This is a genomic window from Shewanella atlantica (assembly GCF_003966265.1).
Lineage (GTDB): Bacteria > Pseudomonadota > Gammaproteobacteria > Enterobacterales > Shewanellaceae > Shewanella > Shewanella atlantica.
In genome coordinates, this window is sequence record NZ_RXNV01000002.1 from 477,490 (window position 1) to 504,477 (window position 26,988).

General features: G+C 44.4%; 23 protein-coding genes. 8 read left to right on the forward strand and 15 right to left on the reverse strand.

Features of this window, described 5'->3' with window-relative positions; genetic code table 11:
* Positions 1–32 precede the first annotated feature (32 nt).
* A complete protein-coding gene (locus EKG39_RS07370; protein WP_126505087.1) occupies positions 33–515 on the reverse strand; it encodes a hypothetical protein in 483 nt (160 codons plus the stop codon).
* Between the two features lie 798 nt (positions 516–1,313).
* Between EKG39_RS07370 and EKG39_RS23355 the strand changes: the two genes are divergently transcribed.
* Positions 1,314–1,457, forward strand: coding sequence for a hypothetical protein (locus tag EKG39_RS23355; protein WP_185817546.1), 144 nt, complete (start codon positions 1,314–1,316; stop codon positions 1,455–1,457).
* Between the two features lie 8 nt (positions 1,458–1,465).
* Here the strand turns inward: EKG39_RS23355 and EKG39_RS07375 are convergent, their stop codons facing one another.
* Together EKG39_RS07375 and EKG39_RS07380 are read right to left on the reverse strand one after the other, a co-directional pair.
* Positions 1,466–2,050, reverse strand: coding sequence for a hypothetical protein (locus EKG39_RS07375; RefSeq protein ID WP_126505088.1), 585 nt, complete (start codon positions 2,048–2,050; stop codon positions 1,466–1,468).
* 523 nt (positions 2,051–2,573) lie between these two features.
* Positions 2,574–5,315: a fibronectin type III domain-containing protein gene (locus tag EKG39_RS07380; RefSeq protein ID WP_126505089.1), complete on the reverse strand. Its 2,742-nt coding sequence runs from the start codon at positions 5,313–5,315 to the stop codon at positions 2,574–2,576.
* A 1,351-nt stretch (positions 5,316–6,666) separates the two neighbouring features.
* Between EKG39_RS07380 and EKG39_RS07385 the strand changes: the two genes are divergently transcribed.
* On the forward strand, positions 6,667–6,981 hold the full coding sequence (locus EKG39_RS07385) for a hypothetical protein (RefSeq protein WP_126505090.1): 315 nt from the start codon (positions 6,667–6,669) through the stop codon (positions 6,979–6,981).
* A 476-nt stretch (positions 6,982–7,457) separates the two neighbouring features.
* Here the strand turns inward: EKG39_RS07385 and EKG39_RS07390 are convergent, their stop codons facing one another.
* Positions 7,458–8,204 carry an alpha/beta fold hydrolase gene (locus EKG39_RS07390; protein WP_246028437.1) on the reverse strand — a complete coding sequence of 249 codons (747 nt, stop codon included), beginning with the start codon at positions 8,202–8,204 and terminating at the stop codon, positions 7,458–7,460.
* 238 nt (positions 8,205–8,442) lie between these two features.
* On the opposite strand from EKG39_RS07390, the gene EKG39_RS07395 reads away from it, so the two are divergent.
* The 3 genes from EKG39_RS07395 to EKG39_RS07405 all read left to right on the forward strand — a co-directional run bounded on the left by EKG39_RS07395 (position 8,443) and on the right by EKG39_RS07405 (position 9,703).
* Positions 8,443–8,649: an AbrB/MazE/SpoVT family DNA-binding domain-containing protein gene (locus EKG39_RS07395; protein WP_126505092.1), complete on the forward strand. Its 207-nt coding sequence runs from the start codon at positions 8,443–8,445 to the stop codon at positions 8,647–8,649.
* Between the two features lie 199 nt (positions 8,650–8,848).
* Positions 8,849–9,364, forward strand: a complete 516-nt coding sequence (locus tag EKG39_RS07400) for a DUF6515 family protein (protein WP_126505093.1) — start codon at positions 8,849–8,851, stop codon at positions 9,362–9,364.
* Between the two features lie 81 nt (positions 9,365–9,445).
* Complete coding sequence (locus EKG39_RS07405) at positions 9,446–9,703, forward strand: hypothetical protein (RefSeq protein ID WP_126505094.1); 258 nt, start codon at positions 9,446–9,448, stop codon at positions 9,701–9,703.
* Positions 9,704–9,925: 222 nt separating this feature from the next.
* Here the strand turns inward: EKG39_RS07405 and EKG39_RS07410 are convergent, their stop codons facing one another.
* Positions 9,926–10,126, reverse strand: coding sequence for a hypothetical protein (locus EKG39_RS07410; RefSeq protein ID WP_126505095.1), 201 nt, complete (start codon positions 10,124–10,126; stop codon positions 9,926–9,928).
* 139 nt (positions 10,127–10,265) lie between these two features.
* Positions 10,266–10,940: a LysE family translocator gene (locus EKG39_RS07415; RefSeq protein ID WP_126505096.1), complete on the reverse strand. Its 675-nt coding sequence runs from the start codon at positions 10,938–10,940 to the stop codon at positions 10,266–10,268.
* 1,612 nt (positions 10,941–12,552) lie between these two features.
* Here EKG39_RS07415 and EKG39_RS07420 point away from each other — a divergent pair.
* The gene (locus EKG39_RS07420; protein WP_126505097.1) at positions 12,553–14,316 is read left to right on the forward strand and encodes a hypothetical protein; all 1,764 of its coding nucleotides are present in this window, start codon (positions 12,553–12,555) and stop codon (positions 14,314–14,316) included.
* A gap of 85 nt (positions 14,317–14,401) precedes the next feature.
* Here the strand turns inward: EKG39_RS07420 and EKG39_RS07425 are convergent, their stop codons facing one another.
* Together EKG39_RS07425 and EKG39_RS07430 are read right to left on the reverse strand one after the other, a co-directional pair.
* Positions 14,402–15,067, reverse strand: coding sequence for an SDR family NAD(P)-dependent oxidoreductase (locus tag EKG39_RS07425; RefSeq protein ID WP_126505098.1), 666 nt, complete (start codon positions 15,065–15,067; stop codon positions 14,402–14,404).
* A gap of 225 nt (positions 15,068–15,292) precedes the next feature.
* Positions 15,293–16,210, reverse strand: a complete 918-nt coding sequence (locus tag EKG39_RS07430) for a GGDEF domain-containing protein (protein WP_126505099.1) — start codon at positions 16,208–16,210, stop codon at positions 15,293–15,295.
* A gap of 260 nt (positions 16,211–16,470) precedes the next feature.
* On the opposite strand from EKG39_RS07430, the gene EKG39_RS07435 reads away from it, so the two are divergent.
* Both EKG39_RS07435 and EKG39_RS07440 read left to right on the forward strand, forming a co-directional pair.
* Positions 16,471–17,079 carry a class I SAM-dependent methyltransferase gene (locus tag EKG39_RS07435; RefSeq protein WP_221767369.1) on the forward strand — a complete coding sequence of 203 codons (609 nt, stop codon included), beginning with the start codon at positions 16,471–16,473 and terminating at the stop codon, positions 17,077–17,079.
* Positions 17,080–17,390: 311 nt separating this feature from the next.
* Positions 17,391–19,808 carry a Lon protease family protein gene (locus tag EKG39_RS07440; protein WP_126505100.1) on the forward strand — a complete coding sequence of 806 codons (2,418 nt, stop codon included), beginning with the start codon at positions 17,391–17,393 and terminating at the stop codon, positions 19,806–19,808.
* Positions 19,809–19,902: 94 nt separating this feature from the next.
* Here EKG39_RS07440 and EKG39_RS07445 read toward each other — a convergent pair whose 3' ends face one another.
* The 7 genes from EKG39_RS07445 to EKG39_RS07475 form a co-directional block, all read right to left on the reverse strand.
* Positions 19,903–20,343, reverse strand: coding sequence for a universal stress protein (locus EKG39_RS07445; RefSeq protein WP_126505101.1), 441 nt, complete (start codon positions 20,341–20,343; stop codon positions 19,903–19,905).
* Positions 20,344–20,598: 255 nt separating this feature from the next.
* Entirely contained in the window at positions 20,599–20,844 is a 246-nt protein-coding gene (locus EKG39_RS07450) for an acyl carrier protein (RefSeq protein ID WP_126505102.1), read from the reverse strand.
* The gene (locus tag EKG39_RS07455) at positions 20,841–22,037 is read right to left on the reverse strand and encodes a dihydrolipoamide acetyltransferase family protein (protein WP_246028438.1); all 1,197 of its coding nucleotides are present in this window, start codon (positions 22,035–22,037) and stop codon (positions 20,841–20,843) included. The genes EKG39_RS07450 and EKG39_RS07455 overlap by 4 nt, the downstream gene beginning before the upstream one ends.
* Positions 22,038–22,069: 32 nt before the next feature.
* On the reverse strand, positions 22,070–23,053 hold the full coding sequence (locus EKG39_RS07460; RefSeq protein ID WP_126505103.1) for an alpha-ketoacid dehydrogenase subunit beta: 984 nt from the start codon (positions 23,051–23,053) through the stop codon (positions 22,070–22,072).
* On the reverse strand, positions 23,050–24,045 hold the full coding sequence (gene pdhA, locus EKG39_RS07465; protein WP_126505104.1) for a pyruvate dehydrogenase (acetyl-transferring) E1 component subunit alpha: 996 nt from the start codon (positions 24,043–24,045) through the stop codon (positions 23,050–23,052). The genes EKG39_RS07460 and pdhA overlap by 4 nt, the downstream gene beginning before the upstream one ends.
* Positions 24,042–25,811 (reverse strand): acetate--CoA ligase, encoded by a 1,770-nt coding sequence (acsA, locus tag EKG39_RS07470; RefSeq protein ID WP_126505105.1) that lies wholly within the window; start codon positions 25,809–25,811, stop codon positions 24,042–24,044. Before acsA ends, pdhA begins: the two co-directional genes overlap by 4 nt.
* Positions 25,812–26,056: 245 nt before the next feature.
* On the reverse strand, positions 26,057–26,977 hold the full coding sequence (locus EKG39_RS07475; RefSeq protein WP_126505106.1) for a manganese-dependent inorganic pyrophosphatase: 921 nt from the start codon (positions 26,975–26,977) through the stop codon (positions 26,057–26,059).
* Positions 26,978–26,988: the final 11 nt, after the last annotated feature.

Consider the following 26,988-nt stretch of genomic DNA (forward strand, 5'->3'; position numbering starts at 1 on the left):
AGCTTAGCTATTATCGCTGGGATGACAAGTTTTCATTTACGCTTGTTGCGTACCGTTTTGGCGTAAGTCAGCTTAGGGGCAACAATAGGTGATCGCTTTAACGACTCAAGACTCAGTATTAACCCGTCAATTTCCTCCCGTATCGCGTGGGCTTCGTCCTCATTTCTTAGTTCGTTAACCTGAGTTTTCAATTGGTCTTTTTCAACCCGGTCGAAACGGTTAAATTGCCTGTCATAGAAAATGCGCATTAACTCACTTGGGGCAAAGGTCAGCTTGTCGTAAGGCGTGATTAAGCGACCATCTTTAAACGTAAAACCGTCCCAATCTTTTGTTTCTGGAATCGTACGAGATGCTAATTCGGCCAATTTATCGATCCAAGGTGGACAGCCAACGCGCCACCATTGGCGAACCGTTCGCGGTGATACGCCAATATAATCAGCGGCTTTTTGACTATCTATAGAACCATTCTTAGTGCCAAAGTTAGTTAAAAACCAAAAGCGGGTACGACTTAACATTATAGGAAACTCCATTTCTTTAGAATTATTAGTCATAGAAAGCTGCCTCATGTGTTTTTAATGGTTATATGTCGAGAAAACGGTAATGTTTTCAAAACAGGCGGTTAGCTTTCTATTTCTGTATTTTACTAATGAAAGTAATACTTATGTGCTGTGGCAATATCTGCCTATGCGCACAATGTATATTATGTTAAATAGCAACCCTGCAAGCAATTGACTTTTATAGAGTTTGATCACTGCCACTTAAGTTGAGAATTTCCGGCAACCTGAGATTATTTAGATTCAAAGCCTGTTATACGAATATGTAGGTACGCTACTTGGAACTTACCCCTAACCTACTTATGACTCCATCCCAGGGAATATTACTTGCTGATGACAATTCATGAGTTGGTATAGATTTAAGTATGTTTGTCTCAACATCAGACATTTCAACTGTAATGCCTTCAGACTTTTAATTAGCTATAAGCCTATCCAGAACATCGTGGGTGTAATACGTTGCACCACCTTCACCGTCTTTCGGTAATACATAAACGCTACCAGATGACTGAGACCACTCAAATTCATCTCCCTTATCTACAAGTGTTGATGAGTCTACCGCCCCAGATGATAAGCGCTATGCATCCGACTCACGCCAGGAGGCAAATACTCGATCCTTCAGCTTTAATTTCCATATTCGATCTTACTTGATTACGCCTTCAAACTTTGGGGCATTAATGAGCTAGAGATTTGACTCTAGCTCATGAGGTTTTGATTAGGAAAAATAACTTTAATTATTCAAAAGAATATTTGATTGATGAGATGACCATAATCACGATGCCGATTCTGCTGGATTGTGGCTCTTCACTGTTTGGCGACCTTGCCACACCAATCAACTTTCCCTTGGCGAACAGTGCGACATTTCTCGATACCATTGTGCAGAACCACTTTAAACGAGAGCGTTAACCTTGTAACTACTTGGGCTCTTCATCGATGGTTGTGACCTCAGAGCACGTCCCATCGGTATTATAATTTGCACATTTCCACTCTTCATCATTCCAGACAATTTTTTCAGGGTTCCACATTCTGTTTTTGTTAAACACGCAGGTGCAGGGTTCATCGTCTGGATTGGAACCAATCTTTGCTGGTCCATTTTCATCTTCAGTGTTCTCTTTTTCGATCACTTTTTCGGGGGTGGTTGGTGTATTAAAGTGAGTGTCAAGTCCATAGCTGCTGCATTCTAAGTTTTTCCAAGCGCTTATTGCCCCATCCAATAACGATGCCTCATTACAGCTTTGTTGATTCTTACAACCCTCATGCCAGCCATTCACATAACCTGTTCCCCTGTCGTATTCTCTGATTAGCATAAAGTGATATTTATCTGTTGGCTTCGCTATTTTAATCAAATACTTCATCATATTCGTGCTACTTTCTGAGTTATAACCACTCAACAGCCCACTACAAAACGCGACTTCTCTCTCTTGCTTTGGGGTGTATGACGGCGCGGCCGACAGCGCGGCTGTAAACAAAAGCGTCACTATTAAAGTTAGGTATTTCATTTTTCCCTCCTGGCATGACAAACAATACATTCACACACGTAATGTCTGTCTATCTTAATCCACCAAAAGGCTATGATTGTTGATCTGAAGTAGCATAACTCGCGATGAGCAGGGCCTAACGGCTAAACTCTGCGCGTCGTATTGTGGCGGTGGCAAACAACATGCTTTTTTGCCTAATAGGTTGTGAACATGAACCACGATTGAAATAGTCACTAAATCGCCCTGTTATAGGGCAATAATCAATTTTGTAGATCTCCACATCGCCGCCTGAGGCATCCACCAATCCAGCCAGCGTCTTAATGAGCCCGTAACAGGCAAATACAAAGCATTCTCAATATGCAGTTCATCGAGAGGAAAGTGGTTGTTAAGTCGCTGCTGAAGAATGTGGTCTGTGCATCCGGGGGGGGGAGTATAAGAATGCAGGAATTAGACAAATCTAAATACTCAGCAACTAAGAAACCTTTAACTGATAAAGACTTCTTAGTTAACATCGCGTTCCCTTGTGCTTCCCGTAAAAACATCTCTATTCAACGATCTGGAATGTTTTGCTTGTCTGGATCTGATCCCAGACATAGCCGCTTGCCGTCACACCATTAATGAATACGACATATTCTCCAACAGCTGTGCCGCCTACTCCTTTTTTATTTGGCGCATCAGTACTCCACGACGCTTGAGCTATACCGTTTTCATTACTGACGACACTGGTAAATTCTGTCGATTCGGTACCGTCAACCAAGAAGTTAACCGTCGCACCCGATATAGGCAAATCACTTTCATCCTTAACAGTAACTTGGAACACTACATCTTCACCCTGAATGAATTCACTGGTGACTACAAACGTTATAGTCTGGTGCTTTCCTTTTCCTTCCTTAAGCCACTTACCAGTTTGTATAGGCTCTGCGATTCCAGCCAAATCCTCCTGACCCGGCTGGATCGGAATTGCACAGAGGATATTACTAAACTCAGACTCGCAGACATTGTTATACGATGTAACCTTATAGCAGTATTGTTGACCGTTAGTCAGGTCTGTGTCGGTATAGTTGGTGCATTCCAATATTGAATCAGGCGTGCATGACAGGTCTTCGACCAACTGGGCCTTACCAGCTTGATCGTAGTAGAGTTTGTAGCCGCTTATACTTGGTTCACTGGTTACCTCCAGCCAACTCAATGCAACCTGCTTTTCAGCTGGATTTGCGGTAAGAAAGTTGGGGGCTGTTGCATTGCATTCACCCGGCGGTGTTCCCCACATTGTTGATGCCATCACATAAGGTTCAGCCATAGAGGTATTTTGCCAGGCATCTAGCATGTTGAGACCCTCCTCGCCTAAAAACTCATTACCACCCGCATTTGGGTCTGTACCGTTATTAGCAAGATAAAGGAACTGAATGTATTCCCAGCTGGTTGGCTGGTACATAAGGTTAACTTTGGCAGATTGGGCACCGGTTGGTACATTCAGGGGAACCTCATCAAAATAATCATATATCCCCCCAGGATTACCACCATACTGCTCTACAGGCATAGGCAACGTATTTCGTATCCGTGCCAGCTCATAACTCATTCCAAAGGGTGGGATACGATTATCCTTGACGACTGTATTGTTCAGTACAAAATGGAAGGTATCGTGGCGTTCGGGGTTACCTGGACATGGTGGTAATGAGTGACCCTCGGCATCAATTTGAGCAAGGTTCCCCAATTCACAGTTAATATTGCCTGATATACGATCATAACTAAGAGGAAGGCTGGCTGGATAACCCAAATTGATCAACTGCATGGCCCACTCTTTCGTCATCCCCATGTGTGCCTCATAGATCTTAGTGTTTGTTGCTTCCAGATCGAGCAAACTTCTAACTGTTAATGCTTGTCCTTTTAAAGTAATACTAATATCACCATATTCCCCATCTTCACGGATCAGGTTACCAGTGCCATCATACCATTTGATGTTAAGCCACATCCGGCGACCTTCCGGATAGCCTGAGATCAGTTTATGACCAGTATGGTTGACGACTTTCACGCTGCCAGGAGTCCCCATAATAGTCAAAGTCGCCGCCAACTCTAGTTGTTCTTTTGCACGCAGAACACCATCCAGCATGGCATGGACATTGTCTTGAGACATGTCGCCGCCAAGCCTGAGCTTACCTTTCTCATTGAGGTACGCTATGACCTCAGGCATCCAGTAATTGCCTCCGGTCAGGTCATGTAGTGGCAGATCACTCCGCATAGGTACTCCTCGCTTATTTGCCCCCTTGCCAGTTACTGGACGCATGTGACAGGACTGACAGCTAAAGTATCGTGGAGCGGCTGGGTTTCTGTAATTACCGTCAGTGGTTCCATTCAGCGTGGCGGCATTATAAATGGCCTCAAGTGCACCATCTTGCAAGTCATCCGGTAGAGTTGGATAATCCGCAATCAACGTTTCGGAGATCTGACCCGCCTTGTATTCACTGAAGGTGCGCTCGACAATGCCATATTTATAGGGCGGGTTATTGAAAGCAGCCTTACCATCCACTGCTCCCCCTAATATGCCATTTGCGATGACGGGGTCTGCGGTAGGCTGAATGCCATGATTGTGTGCTAAGTTGCCAACGACCGGATTAGAAACATCGTGGCAAGTGCCGCAGAAGTCTCGATCACGATGGAAGTTTGATTTAAGGAACTGGTGCCGCGCCTCTGCGTTGTTATATGGTCCTAATTTATCACTCCCTCCAAACATGGATGACATGCCGGAACCAAGATAACCTTCAATCCCAGTAAAAGGTTCATCCCAATCAAATACTGAATCAAAATTAGGCTCGGATTCATTTGTAATAAAAGGAGCGTTCATCGTTCCTTGATGCTCTGAATTATCTGGATTAGTAAGTTTATGGCAGTAGTCACAATCTACTCCGTCCGAGTCCCCGGTAGCCAAGCCTGAACCATCAGTTGGTGTAGAGCGTCCACCGAACCAGCCGCTTGTACTATGACACCGTATACACAGATCGCCTGAACCGTCGAAGTCCTGTTCGGCTATTGCCACAGTCGCCCAAAAAATAGGATCTCGTCCAGCATGAGCCATCATACTGCTTCGCCAATTGTGTGCAGGTTCTATTGAGCTGTTATAGCCGCCGTGGCAATTATCACACTTGTTCGGGGATTCTAAGTTACCAATTTCTCCTTGCTGGGTACCCGGTTGTTTTATATCCGTCGGAACCGTATCGGCGGCCAGAGCGTTAATAAAAGTGAACAAGAACAGATGAAGAATTAACATTAGCCTCAAGGAAAATTTCATAATCACCTCCGCACTTAGTTACACCATATTTAGCACTTTTTGATCCAAGAGTTCTTTAGTACAAAGAAACTTAAGTTGCTGTAACTCCATAATCAAACCTGCACAGTCAAAAAGGATTTTTTCTTTAGTGTTTAGATTTTATTTTGTTCATGGTTAAACTTTGTTGGATACAAAACATGGCTTTCCTATCTGAACTTAATTTCCTATGTACTCAGTTCTAAACCATTAACTATGTCTTCTGGCAACAAAGCATAGGAGTGAAGACCAGACCTACAGCAAAAAGCCTGCTAAGAAGCAGGCCTATAGATAATTGAGTGAAAAGCGCGTCGGGGGCTAGCTATTTCAGGGTTATGTTACTTCCCTCGTTGACCGCGCTGTAAGCCCAGAAACTAACAAGGTTACTGCTCTTAAAGTCAGGATATCCTATAAACTTAACAACCCTATCACGCTCTAAGAATCGTTTTCGTTTTTCAGTATAGTCTATTTTCTAGCTCAAACTCATTTAGAAACCAAACAGTCTAAAAAACGATTTGCCTATTCAGTAAGGGGTTAAGCAGTCTTGCTGCATCCATTTTTCATCGAACAACATGTTCCTACTAGAAATTTAATTTCTGTTCTTTTCATTCACGCGTATTCGTTCTATTGAAATTTTAAACAGTACCCTTTCGTCCACCCTTCCCTGATGATTCTACCAGTGTCATGCCAGCATATATTCCGCAGGAAAATCAGAATTCAAAGCTTGTGTTGTGTACTCGGCTCTCTGCGACAAATTTACATGCCGCCAATCGCATTAACTGTGGTACCGCCCGCTAGTAGTCCATTTTTTATCAAGAAAATACAATTACTCCATCGAAATAAATATCAATTAAGAGGTTAAATGAAGACATCAGTTTCTGGTAAAAAGGTCTTATGCTTTAGGCCTCACCATCGACAGCCTCGCTTTTAGGCTATTTAACTGTTTAGACATGAAGATTAATAGATTTTAATTCCCACTTCAGTTTAATGATATAGCATGAGTTTTTTATAAAAACTCTTATCTAGCGGGCCGTTCAACTTAAGCCCTAGAAATTGGTAATAAGGTTAACCATTGATTTAAAGGTATATTATCAAGAGAGTATTTACTGTTCCATTCTTCAGTTTCGTTAAAGAATTCTTGGAACAATTACGTTTTATAATCCTTTAACTTGCTGCGATAGACTTAAGCATAACGACTGCATCATTCAAAACAGAGTGAATAGAGAGAGGAAAATTAATTAAGACCGACCTTATGGCGAGGGTATGCTCTTCAACATCATTTGAGGTTGGTTCAAAGCTAAGATCTGATTAGCTAAAACTAAACGAGAGCGCGAAAATGACACAAATCAATATCGAAGACAAAATGAATGAACGCCTAAGAAATACCTTCAATACAATCCTTATTGGGTCGATGATAGCGCTAGCTATCGTTGGATCTCATATTGCTTTAGATAGAAATTTCCCCGTTATAGTCGAACAGACAACAGATAGCACAAATATCAGAGTCAACTGTACCGGTAAGGGCCAGGGGCATATTGTCGATAGCTATCAGATCGAGGGTGACATACTGACCTACAAGTTGTCAGGTAAAAACACTGAGGTCATCGCTCATATGGCTAACTGTAGAATTATGATCGAGAATAAGCAGTAACATGTTAGCGGCTCTAACAGTAACTGTTGTTTTCATTTCATAACCGGAAAGCCTTGTTTTTAAACAGCAATAAAAAGGGCCTGCTAAGAAGCAGGCCTTAAGAAAAGTGAGTGAAAAGCGCGTCGGGGGCTAGCTATTTCAGGGTTTTGCTACTTCCCTCGTTGACCGCGCTGTAAGCCCAGAAACTAACACGGTTGCTGCTCTTAGCGTCGTGACATCCTATAAACTTAACAACCCTATCACGCACTAAGAAACGCTTTTCATTGTTCAGTATAGTCGACTTTTTACCTACTATTCGCCTATAAGTGGCTTAGGAACCAAACAGTCTAAAAAATTTTAGCCTTATTTCGATTAAGCAGATAAGCACTTTCCATGATGCTTGTCCGCCCTTCTCACTTGCTCCCCCCGCCGGATAGAATTTGCGGTTGAAGTACGTATCTATTCAACTATTTATCTATTCATCTACTTATCTATTTTCAATGAGAATGAGTTATGAAGCTTTCTACCTTGTCACATAACCATTGAGGATCATCCAATGGTATATCATGACCAGCAAGGGTATTTACAATCATAGGCGCTAGCCATTTCTCCGCTATTGCCTTGGTAGCAATATGGCTAACCAGGTTATCATTGAGGGATGATATAAATAGCACTCGACAACTCACTGGCCTTGTAATATCAAATCTAAATGCTGCCAATAACTGTCTGAAAAAGTTGTTTTTACTGATTGGGTATTCATCTGCATAACTAATCCAACCATTTATTACTTCAGTGTTTTCGGGTCTGTTTGAAACCAGACTATAGATAGCCTTCTCTCTGTACTTAACATTTGAGAATGCAGCCTTGATGATATTGAAATAGTTTTTCGGTCTTAACCTGTGGCAGAAAGTGGAATAATTCTTGGCACTGGTATTGATACAGATAAGGCTATTAACTTCATCCGGATACATTGCAGCCCACTGCAAGCCAATCATGCCCCCCATTGAGATGGCTATAATGTTGACCGGAACTCTGGCATCGAAATCATCTCTGATTTTATCTACCATCGACTCGATAGAGGTTGGAGACAGTTCCATATTTCGCCGCCCGGCTCCCGGAATATCTACACAGATAACATCGGAATCGGGGAATGCCTTAGATAACAGAGCCGGGAATCTTCCCCAATGTCTCTGCTCTCTGAATAGCCCCCTGATCAATACAAAGGGTGTCGATTGTTTCATCATCGGCATATGCTTCTACTGTTTCTGGGGCTAACCAAAAGTTTCCTATCCCTTCCGGGCGAGCTCTATTTTCATATTAGGACACACCCCAAGGATAAGAAAGAACAAGAAGGCCATAACTAAGGTTCACGACTCGTTTTATATCGAACAAATCTGCTTCTACTATAATTTGAATTTAAATGCTTCGCTTTTACAGGCTAGGCATAACTCCAATGCTTTATGATATAAGTGAATAACGACAATGACTGAACTTAAATTACGGACCGTCGGTACTGGGTTGGGAATCGAGCTGCCCCAAGATGTGCTTGATCGACTCGAGCTCCACGAGGGAGAGAGTATCTGCCTTGAAACCATGTCTAATGGCAACTATCGACTGGCAAAAATTAACACATTAGTCGATGAGCAGATGACGCGAATCGAAGACTACATGCACGAAGAAGATGCCTGAGATAGTGTACCTGCTACCCTACCCCCGATTATTGTGACATCAGCGACCTATTTTTTGGGGACACCATATTCGACCTAAATCTGATGTTCTTTTCCCGGATGGGAAAGGTTAGCATAGATTTTACACGCCTTTACATTAGCAAGACACAGCTTGAACTTGCAGTTGATACGCTATAACTATCAACTACGCCGGAGTGCTTATGTCTACATCAACCAGCTTACGCAATGCGATCTTATTGCTCACTTTAACCGGAGTCACAGGCACTGTAATGGCTCATCCAAACCAAGTGGTTCCCACCAAGGCTTCCCCTTACAAAGCAAGCGTACACGTGAAGAAAGTCGTCGTTAAGCCTGGTCATCGCCCGGTTCATAAAGCACCTAAACACCGTTCATACCATCATAAGCACCTACCTGCCTCTGCAAGCTTCATTGTAATTTCAGGGATCAGCTATGCCATCGTCGATAATGCCTACTACAAGAGAAATGGCGACCAATATATTTACATTGAACAGCCACCGGTAACGGTGCAAACAACCACAGACGAAGCCCCAGCCGCTCAGTCTACAGAAACGATAACCGGGTCAATAGTGGATATGCTTCCTGCAGGTACCACTACTGTGACTGTGAATGGGGTAACCTTCTATGTCGATGGCAGTGATTGGTATGCGCCTATTGCGGGTACACCTAGGTTTGTTATTGTCGAGCCCCAGCTTTAATTCCACGGTAGGCTACACTCAAAGAGACTCAAGAATACTTTAGACCAATAATTCAGCGCTTATGATCTGTAAGGAGTATAAATGGAACTATTACTTGATGAGCTTATGGAGATTATCGAATTTGTGAGTGAATACCAATACAAGGGTGATGGAAGCTATGAGAAAAAAGACAGCTTCCAACAAGGTCGCTTTAGGACGATTGAAATAAAGGAAAAGTGTATCGCTGACTATAATGACTCTCCGTCCATCGAAAAGCTCAACCAGCTACTTGGACAACTGGATGAAAAATTAGAGAAAGGCTACGACAACCCGGAACTTCAGGTCTGGAAATTGATTTAAAATATTCCCTTCTGTTAGCCAGTTGATGTAACAACTGGCTTTTCTGTTTGATATAACTCTAAGCTAACTTTGCATACAGCACTTCACAGAGACTTTACTTAGTTCTCTCTTTTACAGAACCATATACCTTGAACGACCAGCCCTAGATATTAGCCCAATCCATTAGCCCGAGCGACAAGCTCGAACTTAGCTCAAAACTTAGCTTGAAGTACACGGGACTTATTAAGCGATGGTGGTTAACACGCCTGATTTAATCTCTTTTTCACGCAGTACCCATGCCTGAGCGATCGATTCTTGTGCGCTGGCTAAGGGATTATCTCTCTCTAATGCTTCGGTCATTGTCTCTAACGTGTTCAGCGATTGTGCTCTTCTTAACTTGAGAAGGTAATCCAATGTCATTGGATCAATTTTTGAAGTTTGCATTTAATCTCGTATTGTTATTAATCTTGTTTCGGCCAGTGAATTCAGAGCTAAACCAAAGTAGTTAAACTGTGTGAATTGTAGCTTGTACAGCCGTATCTTGCTAGATACGGCATAGTTTAAACGATCGCTAATTGAAAGATCAAAGTTTAGTGGTGGCTAACTTGGCTCCAAAGCCAAGAAAGAGGCTCCCCGAGAGATAATTCAGGCGACGTGCATTGCTTATGTTCGTCAGGAAAGACTTAAATTGTTCGGCTAATAGTATCACCAGTAAGAACCAAGCTGACACGACCATAGCCTGGGTCATTCCCAACACCATACTGTCATTCAGCATCTGCTCTTGTGAAACAAACTGAGGAAAAATTGATACATAAAAAAGCACAATCTTAGGATTAAGCATGTTAGTCAAAAATCCCTTTATGAAATAACCAGGTAAATCACCGAATCTAGCTTTAAGTTTGGCATTCTCTCCCTTTTCCAGCACCGGTCCTTCTTCACCGTCTGCTTGCACGCTCTGTCCATCTTGCAACAACAGACCTGCACGCAAGTGAGATATACCTAGCCAGATTAAATAACTCACACCCAGCCATTTCATTATCACAAATGCCCTGTCTGACTGAGCCAGTATCAGACTTAAACCCTGAGCCGAGATAAACGCATGGACTAAAAAGCCTGTACTCACGCCCAGGATATTAATAAATGCATGAACCCGGCCCTTTGTCAGTGCCGTAAATAACACCAGTAACGCATTAGGCCCGGGAATGATAGCGATAATGAAGACAATTCCAGCGAAGATTAAAACTGTATCTAAAGACATAAAAACTCCATCGTACTCGTAAAAGCTTAGCTTCACACAAAGACATCACTACCTTGAATGCAAGTAGTTTTCATGTGAATAGCTTTTTAAGCTCATTTAAATAGCGTGCACATTGACAAACCTTACCTGTCGATAAAGCTTGAAATAAACTTGTCTGAAGCCGCAGGATATGCGGGCGAAGTTAACTGCACGGTGGGCAGTGGTTTCTATTGATACAAGTCATGTGCATGGAGGTATAAATTCTTATGCGAATACGGATAGGCAGGTTAATTAAGTTTGCATACCACCGCATGCCCCGCCATTCTCTCCTATCGAGCATTCATTGAATTCTATCTAAGTAGAATCACTTTTAAATTACATTTAAATTTAATTATAAACTTATTCCGTTTCGTTCTAATAAAAAGAAGAACACTTCAACCTCGGTAAGAATTAAAGACTGGATTAATGTGAACGCCTATCAACTCGTATAATAGTTAGCATCTAACAGTCAAACGCATCAAATAACGAGATCCAAGTCACTATCTTCGTCACCATTTTAACAATTCAGATCCCAGGAGATGAAACAATAATTGTTATCTTCTACACCTATGGTTTACATGCGATAAAAACAGTACTTGATGTAAATACACTTAGATAAATTAAGGCAGTAAAAATAATAGTAGAACTATTAATGCATACACCAACTAAAACAGGAAATACTTATGTAAGTAATAATTAAAGTACTTTGTTCTTAAGCTACAAACCTTTCAAACCTGTTTGCCCTTCTGATTATATCTAAAGTTATTACTAAAAATAACTTCACATGCCTAACTTTTTGGACACCTGCCTCTATATAAATCAACGCAAAAATGGCTAAAACAAAGACAAGTCACATTCCTTAATATTTAGTGACTTAGTACTCACGCTCTAGATAAACAACATGGAGGATTAATAGCAAAGTCCGATTAAACAAGTAGTTACATTAGAGTAGCGAGTCTAAAATATATTGAGAATGGTAACACATGACCCACATAACATAATTCACACAGGTAAGCTGCTAGGAGATATCGTTTGTTCAAATTCTCAGTAATTTTGTTAAGCCGCACCAACAGTGAAATCTAATTAACTAAATACTGTAGTAAAAAAATCTTATGGGCTTTTACAAAAACAAGATCCAGCTCATAAAATAAGCCCGACCGTTCGTGTAAGTTGAACTAAAATAAAGTAACAAACTTGTTAAACGATATTTAATGAGAGGGTGAAAGCATTACACCCTCAATTAGTTACCTCCCAATAGGAATATTAACAAAACAACATAAAGCCAAGATAACTCTCGAGCGTAACACGTCGGCTTACGACCCGAGATATAAGTTAAATGCCGACAACAATAGCCGTTGCATACGGTTTTAATTTTGAAAAAGACAATCACTAAATTGAGTCTTTCAGATAAATGCACCCTAAATAAACATGATGTTTTTTGAGTGACTGTTGCAAACAGTATTTTTTTATAAAAGACAGCTATTTTATTGTGGTGATATTAATAAAACTGAGTAGATAAAGACTTAAGCCAGTAATTTAGTGAAAAAGTTGAATCCACAATTAATATTTAATAAAAATAAAATGGAGTGCAGTGATGAGTAAAACTAAAGTATCAGGATATATAGGCTTGTTGGCCTTAATCCTTGCTCTTCCGGTCAACGCCGGTAAACCAGTAGACAATGATGGAGATGGTTACAAATCCAGTTTAGATTGTAACGATAACAACTCATTAGTCTGGGAGCTCAACTCATGTGGCGTCTGTGACGTCGAACCTGTAAATGGCTGTAATGCTTCTAACCCACACTCAGATCTCAGTTGGACCGACTACCCGTCGGCTTGTATAAACTGTCACGACGGTGGAGTTGGTGGTTCTCAGTATGATGAAATGTTCGGCTCTACTCACTATCAATGGACAGGTGATACACCTGACATGGTAAACCAGGGTGGTACCCTACAGGGTAAGCTAACCAACGCAGTAAACAGCTATTGCATCAATATCGAAGGTGACTGGCCGGTTTGTGGCTCATGTCATGCTGGCCGTGGTATTAAGCCTGGCGAAGGTGATACCAACGCCAATATCGATTGTTTGATGTGTCACAACAAAGATTACGCCCTAAACCGCGTAAGAAAACCAGACGGTAGCATGGGTCCATCGGACGGTACTGCACAGACCGATCTTGATGCTTATGTCCAAAATATAGCCGCACCAGGCAGAACTAACTGTCTTAAGTGTCATGCTTATGCCGGTGGTGGAGATGGCGTGAAACGTGGTGATATCTCTTCTGCCTTAATGGCTAACTCAGATATGCATTTTGATGTTCATATGAATGTCGCCGGTGCTAACCTGGAGTGTCAGGATTGTCATAAGTTTGATAATCACAGAGTAATAGGTAAAGGCTCAGATCTTCGACCTACCGATGACATAGTCAGAGGCGCTGAAGTTACGTGTAGCAGCGGTACCTGTCACGTAGGAATGGACTCAGGTTCAGGACATGCAAGCTCAGGACGTCGTGATGAGCCCGATCGTCACGTGGCCAGAGTTTCCTGTCAGTCTTGCCATATTCCAACCTATGCGAAAGATCTCGGCGACCCTTCACACGTTCCAACAGAGATGCACAGAGATTGGCGCTTCCATCATGATGGTACACCAGCCGATGGCGTTTCCGGTTCCGGTCACCCACATGCCGATAAATTAGCAAACCAGACTCCTGAGATGAAGTTCTGGAATCGTAAGAGTGACAACTACCTGCTACATGATCTTGGTATCGTGGATCCCGCAACAGGTCGCTATCCGACTTCTCGTCCTATGGGTGATGTAACCGATGGTAAGTTAATGCCATTCAAATACAAGACAGCGACTCAGCCAATGACGGTTGCCGACGACCGTATGATTGCACTCGATACATTCGAGTATATCAAAGGTTCCGGTGACGCAGTTGCAGCTATCGAGGCTGGTTTGGTTAACATGGGCTACCCTGTAAATGAACCATACAAGTGGATAGAAACCGATACTTATCAGGTGATAAACCACGGTGTTAACCCGGCAAGTGATGTTGCGGCTTGTAGTCAGTGCCATGAAGAAAATCTTGATTTGACTACTGACTCTAAGCTCGATGCCTTAGGGTACAAACTCAAAGGACCTAAAGAGCAAGTGTGTGCTCAGTGCCATGATGGCAGCAAAAACTTACCGCGCACCTGGGATCGCATGCATAATCATGTCGAGAAAGGCAGCGCTGGTATAGGTTGTAATTTCTGTCACGATGTTGAACGTGTAGAACGTAACTTGTGTGATCCTTGTGACTCTTCTTGCTCCATCGAATATGTGGATAACATCTCCTATCCACATCAGTGTAACTAACTAAATGTCACCAAATCATCAAAAGTAAGTAAAGGGCTGGCACCTGGTGCCAGCCTTTTTATTCGCCTGTTTAGCCAGTTAGTTTCTAGCCCCGTGCAATAGTAATATCAGACACATAGCCATGCTCGGTTCCCACCAAGGCCTGCTTAAGCATAGCCGCCGCTTCATCTGCACTCATAAAGCCTGATGTATCCAATGCTTTACCACTCGATGGCCAAAACTCTGTTGCCATTCCCCCGGGGTAAACTGCAATTAGCTTCATTGGGCTTCCTTTAAGCTCCAACCGTACCGATTCCACCAAGCCTCGTACCGCCCATTTCGCCGCACAGTAGGTCGACTCACCCGCCTTAGCCGCCAGCGCCGCGGTCGACATAACAATTACAACCGTTACAGGCAGATCCTTATAGCGTTTCACTGCCTCGCGCAGAAGCATGATTGCCGAGGTCACATTGTTCTCTATTAATGCATTGATGGCATCGGGTTGTTGATTCTCCAGAACACCAAAGTATCCGCTACCGGCGCAATGTATGATGGTTTGTGGTGTATCTTGGCAGGTGTCAAACAAGACTTTTATATCATCGGCATGACTCAGGTTCGCCGTCTGAGTCTGGACCTTATCGCTTAATGGGTCTGCAACTTCACTAAGGCGTTGTTCGTTGCGACCGGAAATGAGCAGTTCAATCCCCTCTTCACTGTACAGCTTCGCCAGAGCAGCCCCTAGACCGCTACTTGCACCGGTAATGACAATCATGGATAACTCACTGTTTTACTAATTCGGATAAAAATAGTCACATAAATGGGGCAAGACTACAAAGAAATCTGGTCAGGGTGAGTCATTATCTGTGACGACAGAAGAAGTTCCGGACAATTCTGCACATGCTCCCATGCCGCTCCGACAATACTCATCAATATTTGCAGAGCGGTAAGTCATTTACGTATCCAGCTAAAGCTAGTGCAGGCCCGCAGAAACACGGTATCAATAACTACAGACGTTATTCCTGTCACGACTCTTAGCTTCATAGAGTGCAATATCCGCTTCATGAATAAGGTCGGTCAATGATTGCTGCTTGTAACAAGAAATACCAATACTAACAGTAAGGTGTAGTTGCTGATCTTTACTCAAGCTCATCGACTTTTCGGCCAGCGTCGTTCTATAGCGCTCAGCGAACGTGACGGCATCGCCTTCGGCAACATTGGGAAGAAATAACAGAAACTCCTCTCCACCGTAACGAACCAGAATATCTGACTGACGACTGGTTTGTCGCAGGGTATCGGCTATAAATTGAAGCGCCCGATCGCCGATCTGGTGGCCGTACTGATCATTCACGCGTTTAAAATGATCTACATCCAGCATTAATACGGCTAAGGGCATCTTATTACGCCGGGTTAATTCATATAATTCACCCACCCGGTTGAGCCCTTCCCGCCGATTGTACAAACCGGTGAGGGAATCATAAGTGGCTTGCTCTGTCAGCTTATGTTCGAGTTGTTTCTGAGCCGTAATATCGAAGATGACCCCAATGAGACCGGCAACCTCATTCTTACTATCCCCAAAGCTGGTTTTATGAAATTTTACATAGCGTTCATCCCCTTGGGTTGAACGTACTACGCTTTCATAGTTCTGTATTCCGGGGTTATCGAAAAGGGCCTGATCGGCACTGTGATAGATCTCGGCCAGCTCTCGGTCATAAAGTTGAAACACATTGTTCCCGATAAGCTGACTACGTTCGATCTTGATAAAATCTTCGAATGCCTTATTACAGCCGAGGTAATACCCAGCCTTGTCCTTATAAAAAATCGGCACTGGTAATGTGTCTATCAGATACTGCAACATAGGGCTATTATCTGATAAATACCTGATGAGATCAGAGTCTAACGAACTATCCATATTCATTTAGTGACATTCTCTAATACTATATTTATTATGCAATTTAATTGTATTCTGTTCTGCCGATAACCGCTAGCTTCTTGCTCGTTTTTTGTCCGCTTTTCATACCTAAATCTCTTTAAATCATACTTGTCACTCATTCATGGTTTCACAATAGTGATTATCCAGCCTTTTTCAGCAATTTATTGATAGTTACCACTATTTCGTTCACAGTTATTATCTCAGCGCTTAAGTGCGTTTTAACCTGTTTTTCTGAATGAGGTATCATGTCTCTGTTTGAAGTTAGTATATTGCTGATCACTATTTTTCTGTCAGTCACGATAGTTTGGACCACGATGCGCGTAGGGATCTCTCCTATGCCGAGTTCGGCTCATGCATATCAGGCCATGCTCAAACTCACTGAAGACACAGGTAAGGGACCTATTTATGATCTCGGCTCTGGCTGGGGGACGTTAGTCATACGTATGGCCATCAAGTTCCCGAAACGTCAGGTGGTTGGCTACGAACTCTCTTTATTACCTTACCTGGTGAGTTTATCGGTTAAGCGACTGATGAAGTTAGAAAATTTAAACCTGTATCGGAAAGATTTTATGAAGGCCGATCTATCCGCAGCCTCGGTACTGGTTTGCTACCTTTACCCGGGAGCTATGTCTGAATTGGATCATCTCATAGAGGAGCGCACTCAGCAGACAACTCCTCCATCGAGTGTGAATCGTCATGATCTCAAGCATCAAAGATGTAAACCCGACTTCGTCATCAGTAACAATTTCGCACTGCCATCCCGTGTTCCCGAGAGCTTAATCCGATTAGACGATATCTATCGCTCCCCCGTTTACCGTTATGACCTTTCCCTCCCGGTTAAGCACACAGATTAAACGAGTGGTTGTATTCATCGACTCATAACTAAGTTATCACTCTAACTCTCAAATACCGACTAAACTGCCTTAAGATGTTTTTTAATCCGGCGCCATTTTGAACGATTTAATCCCTGAACACACTTTTACGGCTGGTTATATAGGTTGGGATGCAGTGTCTCGCCCCACTTAACACTAATATCTGTTTATAAAGTAGGCACTCGGTCAAAATTTGTCATAAATTTCACTGACAATGGCAATAAACTACTGAAATTTAAAATCTTCATGCCTACACTGAAAATAACAAGTGTCATATATGAGGTATTCTCCCTATGAAAACATTTCCTCTTGTCTCCCCTCTAAGTAGTGACCAGCTTTACCGAACATCTGAACTTTCGGGTCTCGCTCCTGAATTTAAATCCACAAAGAACTTAACTCCCATCAATGAAATCGTGGGTCAGGAACGCGCTCAACAAGCAGTTGAGTTTGCGATGTCCATGAAAGAGAAAGGCTACAATATCTATGCCATCGGACGTAATGGTTTAGGTAAGCGGACTATGGTACTGCGCTACCTCAACCGCCATGAGCCCGATGGTCATGGGCATACCTTACATGACTGGTGCTATGTCATTAATTTCGACGAGGCACGTACACCTAAAGTACTCAAGCTGCCTTCAGGCACAGGAATGGAGCTGAAGAAAGATGTAGAGAAGCTCATGGTACGTTTGGTCAAAGCCCTGCCGCTCGCTTTCGACAACGAGATGTACTACTCCCGCGCCGAAAAACTCAAGGGATTACTCGCTCATAAGCAGGAATCCGCCCTGCTGGGTCTCACCAAAGAGGCACAAGAGTCCAGTATCAGTTTGACCATCACCCCTCAGGGTAGCTATGAACTGGTGGCCATGAATGGTGAGGAGCCCTATACAGAGGAGTCTTTCGCTCAGCTTTCTAAGAAAGCTCAGGATAAGTTAGAGACGGCTATCACCTCACTGGAGTCGAAGCTTAGAGTTATCGTCAGGCAGTTTACGGTTTGGGAAGAGGAGTATTCGGAGAAACAGCTCAAACACGATGAGCAGGTCGCTCAAGATGTATTGGCTCACCTCACCGATAAGTTAAAAGATAAATACAGTAGCTTACCCGCGGTGAAAAGCTATCTGGCTGGCATGCACAAAGATATTATCGATAATTTGGATCTGTTTCTTGAAGAGAACGAGGAGCAACTGGCTCTCTCCTACGCCTCACTGGACAAGAAGATGCCAAGACGCTATCAAATCAATGTGTTGGTAAACCAAGATACAGAGAAAATGCCGATCCTCATTGAGGAGACACCAAACTATCACTCCATCTTTGGCTACATAGAGAATGCGACGTTCAAAGGCACCATCTTTTCCGACTTCTCACTCATCAGACCCGGTAGCCTACACAAAGCCAATGGCGGCGTGCTAATGATCGATGCGATTAAGGTACTCGAACAACCTTATGTTTGGGATGGGCTTAAACGCGCACTGAGATCCAGAAAGCTTAGCCTTAGTTCACTCGAACGCGAAGTCTCACTTTCAGGCACCATCTCATTGGATCCTGAGGCTATTCCATTAGATATCAAGATTATTTTACTTGGCGATTATCAAACTTATCAGCTTCTACAGCATTACGATCCTGAGTTCAGTGAGTTATTCAGAGTAACTGCCGACTTCGAAGACGTGATGCCACGCACACAAAAATCTGAAGCCCAATACGCTCAATTTATCTCGAGTATTATCCACGGCAATAAGATGCTGCATTGCGACCGTAGTGCAATAAAACGCATTATTGAGTTCAGCTCCCGACAGGCCGATGATCAGAACAAGCTCTCGCTGCACTCTGCCGATATAGCTAACCTGCTACGCGAGTCTAACTATTGCGCTCGTTCAGGCAAGGCCAACATGATCCGTGCCAGCCATGTTGAGCAGGCACTACATAATAATGAACTCAGGGTATGTCGACTCAAAGACAATGTGATGCAGAGTTTTGTCAATGGTACTACCCTGATAAGTACGCAGGCCCATGCCATAGGTCAGGTCAATGCCCTGTCTGTGATTGCAACCTCAGATCATCAATTTGGTGTGCCTAACCGGATAACCGCCACCACCGCATTTGGTGAGGGTAAGGTTTTCGATATCGAGCGAAAGGTCGCACTCGGTGGCCGCCTGCACTCCAAGGGGGTGATGATCCTATCGGCTTACCTTGCCTCTATCTTAGGCCAAACGGCCAAGATACCTTTGACCACTCACCTCACTTTCGAGCAATCATACGGTGGTGTCGATGGTGATAGCGCCTCAATGGCTGAACTGTGTGCCATGGTGTCGGCGTTTTCTCAACAGCCCATCAGGCAAGATATCGCCATCACAGGTTCCATGAACCAATTTGGCGAGGCTCAACCAATCGGCGGCGTCAATGAGAAGATCGAGGGCTTCTTCGATGTGTGTGCCATCAAAGGACGTAAAGCGACTCAGGGAGTGATTATTCCTAAATCTAATGTTCAAAACCTGATGCTACGTAAAGATATTGTAGAAGCGGTTAAGAAAGGTAAATTTAATATCTGGGCAATTGAACATGTCACCCAGGCCATAGAACTGATGACGGGAATTCCTTCGGGAATGAATGTCAAAGGTAGCCGTAAGTCTGCTACATACCCCGATAAATCTATATTCGGTATGGCTCAACTACGATTGGAAAAATTAAGGAAAGAGAACCCTAAAGTCGCTAAGTAAGGAAAATAACGAAGAAGGTTTATGACCTTTATCATCGATGACCCGTGATTGTTAACAGGTCATCGATGCCTGGCCTTATCCTTACCATTTATGGTTAAGGGACTAATACCAGCGGAATACCGATATAGTGGGCTAATTTGTTAGCGACACTACCGAGTATCAGGTCAGCGAAACGAGAGCGACCTCGGCGGCCGACAAAGAGCATATTGGCGCGTTCCTCTTTTGCACAATCATGCAGTACCTGTGCAGGATCGCCCCATACCAACTCAGTAGTTATCGGTACATCCGTTCCACCATATTTTCGTTTAAGTGGTTCGAGTACATTCTTTGTGACCTGCTTTTCCTCTTCGTCTCTGTCTAAAATAATTGGTGGGGCCACCTCTTCTAACATCATAGGTTGAACTGCCGGCCAACTCAGCACATAGACCAATTTTACCTGTGCATCGGTTTGCTTAGCTAAATGTACGGCTCGTTCCACTGCCCTTTCGCCCCACTCGCTACCATCCACACCCACAAGATATAGACATTTATTCATCAGTTATCTCCATTGTGCTAAACCAGAAACCTCATAGGTACATTGCACTGCTCACCGATGAGTTATACCTCTATCATGCCAAGCAAAAAAACAGCCGTCCAGCCTTGATTTAAATATATTTTTGATACTCAATCAGAGCCCAGCGACACAGCCTGTGTCGCGTAGAACATATAAGATCAAATTAAGAAAGTGAGAAGAAACTAACAGTGATAATTGAAACACTAACCTTGCTAAGGTGAGCATTTTTTGTTTTTCTTACTCTGTTTTTTGCTCAAGATATGCCACCATTTTCTTAAATGTATTCACATTCTGGTAGTCTCCCTCGGTTATTTTCACCCCTGTTAATTTCTTTATTTCGATCAGGTAATTCAAAAAGTCCATAGAGTCTAAATCACATTCATCACGTAGATCTTCATCAACATCAATATCTTCAAGCTCAATCTCCGGGGCTATCTCCTGTATCGCTTTCATTAAGACAACTTTTATCTCTTGGATTTTCATAACAGCTCCGGTTTCTGCAGTTGTTTTGACAAAGCATTAAGGAACTTTGCCCCTAACATACCATCGATAACCCGGTGATCGGCACTCAGGCACACACTCATTACTTCGGAGTTTACGAGGTCCCCGTCAACCAGTTGTGGTGTCTCTCTTACCTTTCCAAAACCAATAATGGCCACCTGTGGAGGATAGATAACACCAAATACGGTATCGGTTCCACGTTCGCCCATATTCGTTATGGTAATGGTTGCATCGGTTAGCTCCGAGCTACGCAGATGTCCGCTACGCCCTCTTACCGATATGTCGCGGATGGCCTCCATGGTTTCATCTACCGATAGTTTATCCACATTATGGATAGCCGGGACGACCAATCCCCCCTGACGTAAGCTGATCACGTTACCTATGTGGATCTCTTCTGCATGTACAAATTGATTATTTTGATAAAAACCATTTAAATCCGGGTATTTCATCAATGCCTTTGCCGCGGCTTTCAATAACAGAGCTAAAAGCAATATATGCTGATCCGGCGCTCTATCTTCATTGGTTCGCTTTAACCACTGCAGTGCATTACCCAGTTCGATATCTAAGGATTGATAAAAATGGGGGATCTCGTTTTTTGATTTACTCATTGCCGATGCAATAGCGCCGCGCATTGCCTTTTTAGTATTAATGGCGTCATCGACTTCGATGGCGTTTGTACGATCGATATTGCTACCCGATAGATCTCTCAATAAAATTGCGCCCAGTGGGCCGCTGCCCTTAACCTCTGTTAAATCCAGTCTTTGATCCATAGCCATTTTGCGAACAACCGGAGAAGCTAAAGGAGTACTTGTCTCTACATGAGTGAGCGATATTGAGTCTAATGGAGTTACAGTTACTGAATCTAATGGGGTGACTTTTGCTCTTTCACCAGGTTCGGTTAATGTCACTCGCGCCATAACGGTGCCGACGGGCAGAGTGACGATAGGTTCATGTAATATTTCACTGATGACCCCAGTGTGGTACACCTCCATATCGATCGCACCTTTTTGTGTTTCGATAACTGCAATAACATCGCCCCGTTTTACCGGGTCTCCGGGCTTAACCAGCCATTCAACTAACATCCCCTCTGTCATATCGGCCCCCAGAGAGGGCATAATAATGTCTTCTACAATGTCGTTTCCCAAAATCTCTGCCACAGAATCTTCTTCCTTCATCTGCAACTCCTTGTGGTCACTTTCTCTGTCCATCAGCGGCCTTCCATTATGGCTTGAGCCATTTCGACGATCTGTTCTGCCTGAGGAAGCGCCGCCTGCTCCAGGTGGCTCGGATAGGGGATCGGCACTTCGGCGGTGCAGACTCGTTTGACCGGGGCATCTAAAGACCAAAAACCTTGCTCCATGATGATGGCACTGATCTCTCCGGCCAGCCCACAGGTTTTCCAGCCTTCATCAATGATGATGGCACGATGGGTCTTCGCAACACTGGATAAGAACGTATCCGTGTCCAGTGGACGTAGGCAGCGCAGGTCCACGACCTCGGCACTAATGTTTATCTCGGCAAGCTTATCTGCCGCATCTAAGGCCTTATGCAGGCTACCTCCATAAGTGATAAGGGTGACATCATCTCCCAGTCTACGCACCAGCGCACTCTCCATATCGGCTTCAGGTGCTTCAGAAACTTCTCCACTCTCATTCAATAACATGACATGTTCAAAAATAATCACGGGATCGGGATCCCTCAATGCCTGTCCCAACATATGCCTGGCATCAGTGTGAGTGCCTGGGCTCAAGACTTTTAACCCAGGAATATGCGCGTAAAAATTTTCCCAGCTATGCGAGTGTTGCGCGGCCAATTGACGCCCTGCACCGCAAGCCATTCGGATCACGACCGGGATATTAAACTGGCCTCCCGACATATGCCGTAATGTGGCAGCACTATTGACGATTTGATCCATAGCCAACAAGCTGAAGTTAACCGTCATCACCTCGATAATGGGCCTTAGTCCACCCATTGCTGCACCAATTCCAACACCAACGAACCCGGACTCACACAGGGGCGTATCGATAATTCTCTGCTCGCCATAGTAATCAAACAAACCTTTACTCACCGCGTAGCAACCACCATAGCGGCCTACATCTTCCCCCATCAGGAATACACGCTCATCATCTTCCAGGGCCTGCTCTATCCCCGCACGTAATGCTTCTCTGTATGTTAAGGTTTGAGCATTCATCCCGGCTCTCCTTCTCGAGTTGGACTATAGACATCTTTGCAGAGATCCCCGGTATCCTCCCAGGCGCCCCCTTCGGCAAATTCGATGGCGGCTTCGATTTCGGCTTTTATTTCTGTCTCCAGCTCATCGAGCTCATCTTCATTGAAATGATTATTTTCTTTTAACCAGTTCTGTAACCTGATCACCGGTCCCTTCTCCTCCCACTGACGGATCTCCTCTTTTTCACGATAGAGTTGCCCGTCGAAACTCGAGTGACCACGGAAGCGATAGGTTTTACACTCCATAAAGTATGGCTGAGAGGTTGTCTTTATCAGTTCCAGCGCAGAAGAGGTTGCCGATTCTACATCGACGACATTCATACCATCGACCTGAGAGGAAGCCATGCCATAGCCGGATGCTTTCCTGGCCAGATTGGTTTCAGACTCAGACAGAGACAAGGCCGTCCCCATAGCGTAACCATTATTTTCACACACAAACAAAACGGGAAGCTTCCATAACACGGCAAGGTTCATGGCTTCATGAAACTCTCCTTCAGCTACGGCACCCTCACCGAAGAAACAGACAGTCACCGCGTCTCTATCTTGCTTTTTATTTGCCATTGCCAGTCCGGCAGCTAAGGGTAAACCGCCGGCCACGATGGCATTACCACCATAGAAACTCATCTGCTTATCGAACAGGTGCATCGAGCCCCCACGCCCCCTGCTGCAACCATTGGTTCGACCAAACATCTCAGCCAGTATGCTACCCATCGACAGACCGCGTGCCAGTGCATGACCATGTTCCCGATAGGTGGCTACTATTTGATCTTCCGGGCTCAACACAGACATCACCCCAACTGCTATAGCCTCTTCGCCTATGTACAGGTGTAAGAAACCACGTATTTTCTCCTCGGCGTAGAGCTGCGTACATTTCTCCTCGAAGCGACGAATACGCAGCATCTGCCTTAGCTGATTAATCAGATGTACTCTATCTATACGTAATTTTTGATTCATTGCTCGTCACTCTCCAAGGTTGAAATATCACCTTCCGGTAGGCCAAGTTCTCGTGCCTTTAACAGGCGACGCATTATTTTTCCACTACGGGTTTTGGGCAGATTTTGGCGAAATACGATCTCTTTTGGAGCGACGGCGGCACCTAAGCGTTTGCGGGCGAAGCCTTTCAGCTCCTTTTGCAGCGCCTCTAGTGTTTGCTCTGTCTGCTCTACGTTCGGTTTCAATGCCACATAGGCTTTAACCATCTCACCGGTCAGCTCGTCCGGAATGCCAATGACTCCCGCTTCGGCTACGCTTTCATGCTCCATTAAGGCACTTTCTACCTCAAAGGGACCGATCAGGTGACCCGATGATTTAATCAAGTCGTCGACGCGACCAACGAACCAGTAATAGCCCTGTTCATCACGCATGGCTAGATCGCCGCTCAGGTACCAGCCATGATTAAAACAGCGCTCATACCTTTCACTCTGATGCAGGTAACCGCGAAACATGGATGGCCAGCCCTGCTTTAACGCCAGCTCACCGGTTTCCATCGGTTTATGCACCTCTTCAACATCACCTTGCTCATTTCGTTTAACGATCCCGGCTGTGATCCCGGGCAGAGGCTGACCCATAGAGCCGGGTTTTATTGCCTGACTCGCATAGTTGGCAATCATGATCGCCCCGGTTTCTGTCTGCCACCAATTATCATGAAACGGAAGGCCCAAGGTCTTCTCTCCCCAGATAACCGCTTCAGGGTTCAGGGGTTCACCGACACTTGCAATAAAACGTAATGCCGAGAGATCATATCCCTGTCTAACTTCACTCCCCGCCCTCATCAACATTCGAATGGCTGTAGGTGCGGTATACCAGACCGTTATGTGCTGTTCCTGTAAGATCCGATACCAGCGCTCCACTTCAAACTCAGCCTCATCGACGATCATCGTCGCCCCCATGCATAATGGAGCGACAATGCCGTAGGAGGTACCTGTCACCCAACCGGGATCGGCTGTGCACCAATAGATATCCGATGGGTGAAGATCGAGTGCGTAATAAGCCGATAGCTTATGCTCCTCTACGGCCTGATGAACATGTATCACCCCCTTGGGCTTACCCGTGGTGCCACTGGTAAAATGCAATAATGCCATCTCATCCTTTTGAGTATTCGCACAAGGGTAATGGGGATCTCCCTGACTCATTAACTCAGGTAGTGCATAACAGCCCTCGTCCAGCTCACCGCTGCCATCTATCAATAAAATGGCCTTAAGGTATGGCAACTCGTGCCACCATGATGCGACTTTTTTTCGATATAGGCTCATGGTCGTGATCAGCACATTTGCTTCACCGATCTCCATTCGCGAACGGATTGGTTCTGGCCCGAAAGCCGAAAACAAGGGGGTAAATACACAACCCGACTTTAATGTTCCCAGGGCCGAGATATAGAGCAATGGCAGACGACCCGCTAAGCTGAAGACGCGATCTCCCCGCTCAAATCCCAGACGATGAAGCACGCTGGCAAAGCAACTGGTTTGCTCGGCTAAATCCCGGTAACTGAAATCCATGGTTTCACCCTGTTTACTCAGCCAGCGCAGGGCCAATTTTTTTTCAATTTCAGTATTCAGGTGACGATCGACCGCTTCATAGGCAATATTTATCCTTTCTCTATGGGAGATATCAGATACTGCCGAAGGGGGTTCAGAACAAAAGGAGGTGTAGCACTCATGGTAGTCGGTCAAGTTTGATTTGGCTTGCCGCCGAGGTGATTTATCAATAATGGTCTCTGTCATAAGAAGGTCTTCCCTGGCTCTGAATGGATCCTATCTGGTACAGCCTGGTATCAGTATAGTATTCAATCGACAGACGACTGCTGAATTGCTTGATCTACATCAATCTATTCATAACCTCCTAAAAGTATGCCCGTTATTCACTCTTTATCAGCTCGCGGTTTAGCAGATACAAAAAGGCCGAAGCACTATTTCTAATGAAAAGTGCTTCGGCCTGCTATTTGGAAGGGTCGAAAAAGCGCTATGGGTTAAGCTAATGCTTCCTGCAGCGGCGGCACGACCTGCTTCTTACGGCTCAATACGCCATCAAGCCACACACGGCCATTTTCAGATGGTTTACCGTAAGCACGCTCGGTTAAAGTCGCATCATCGCTGACAATTAACAGCTCTGAGCCTTCCTTCATGATATCGGTCAGCAGCAGTAGCATACTGTGACGCCCACCCTCGGCTTTCATTGCGACAAGATCGGCTTCAAGCTCGGCCTTGATATCATCGAATACTGAAAGGTCGATAACCTCCAGTTGACCGATACCGACCAGATGGCCGTTCATGTTGAAATCTTTAAAGTCACGCATAACGAGATCACGTACCGGCGTACCTTCGACGGCAGACTTAACCTTAAACATCTCCATGCCTAACGCTTTAAAGTCTTCGATACCGGCAATTTCGGCCAGCGCTTCGACACACTTAATATCTGCAGTCGTACATGTTGGTGACTTAAAGATAACCGTATCACTCAAGATGGCGCACATCATGATTCCGGCAATATTCGCTGGAATTTCAACACCATGAAAATCATACATCATCTTAATGATGGTGTTACTGCAACCAACAGGACGGATCCAACACTCAAGTGGTGTAGAGGTGGTCAGATCGCCCAGTTTATGATGGTCGACAATCCCGACAATCGTCGCTTCGCCAATATCGTCCGGCGCTTGTGTTAGCTCAGAGTGATCGACAATGTATACCTGTTCACCGGCATAGCTTGTCTTAAACTCAGGTGCTTCAAAGCCAAATTTTTCTAAGATGAATGCGGTCTCCGGCGATAACTCACCGAGTCGTGCTGCAATCGAAGCTTCACCGATTTGATTTTTCAGGTAAGCAAGTGCAATCGCACCACAGATGGAATCTGAATCTGGGATCTTATGGCCCACAACATAAACTGACATTGATAACTCTC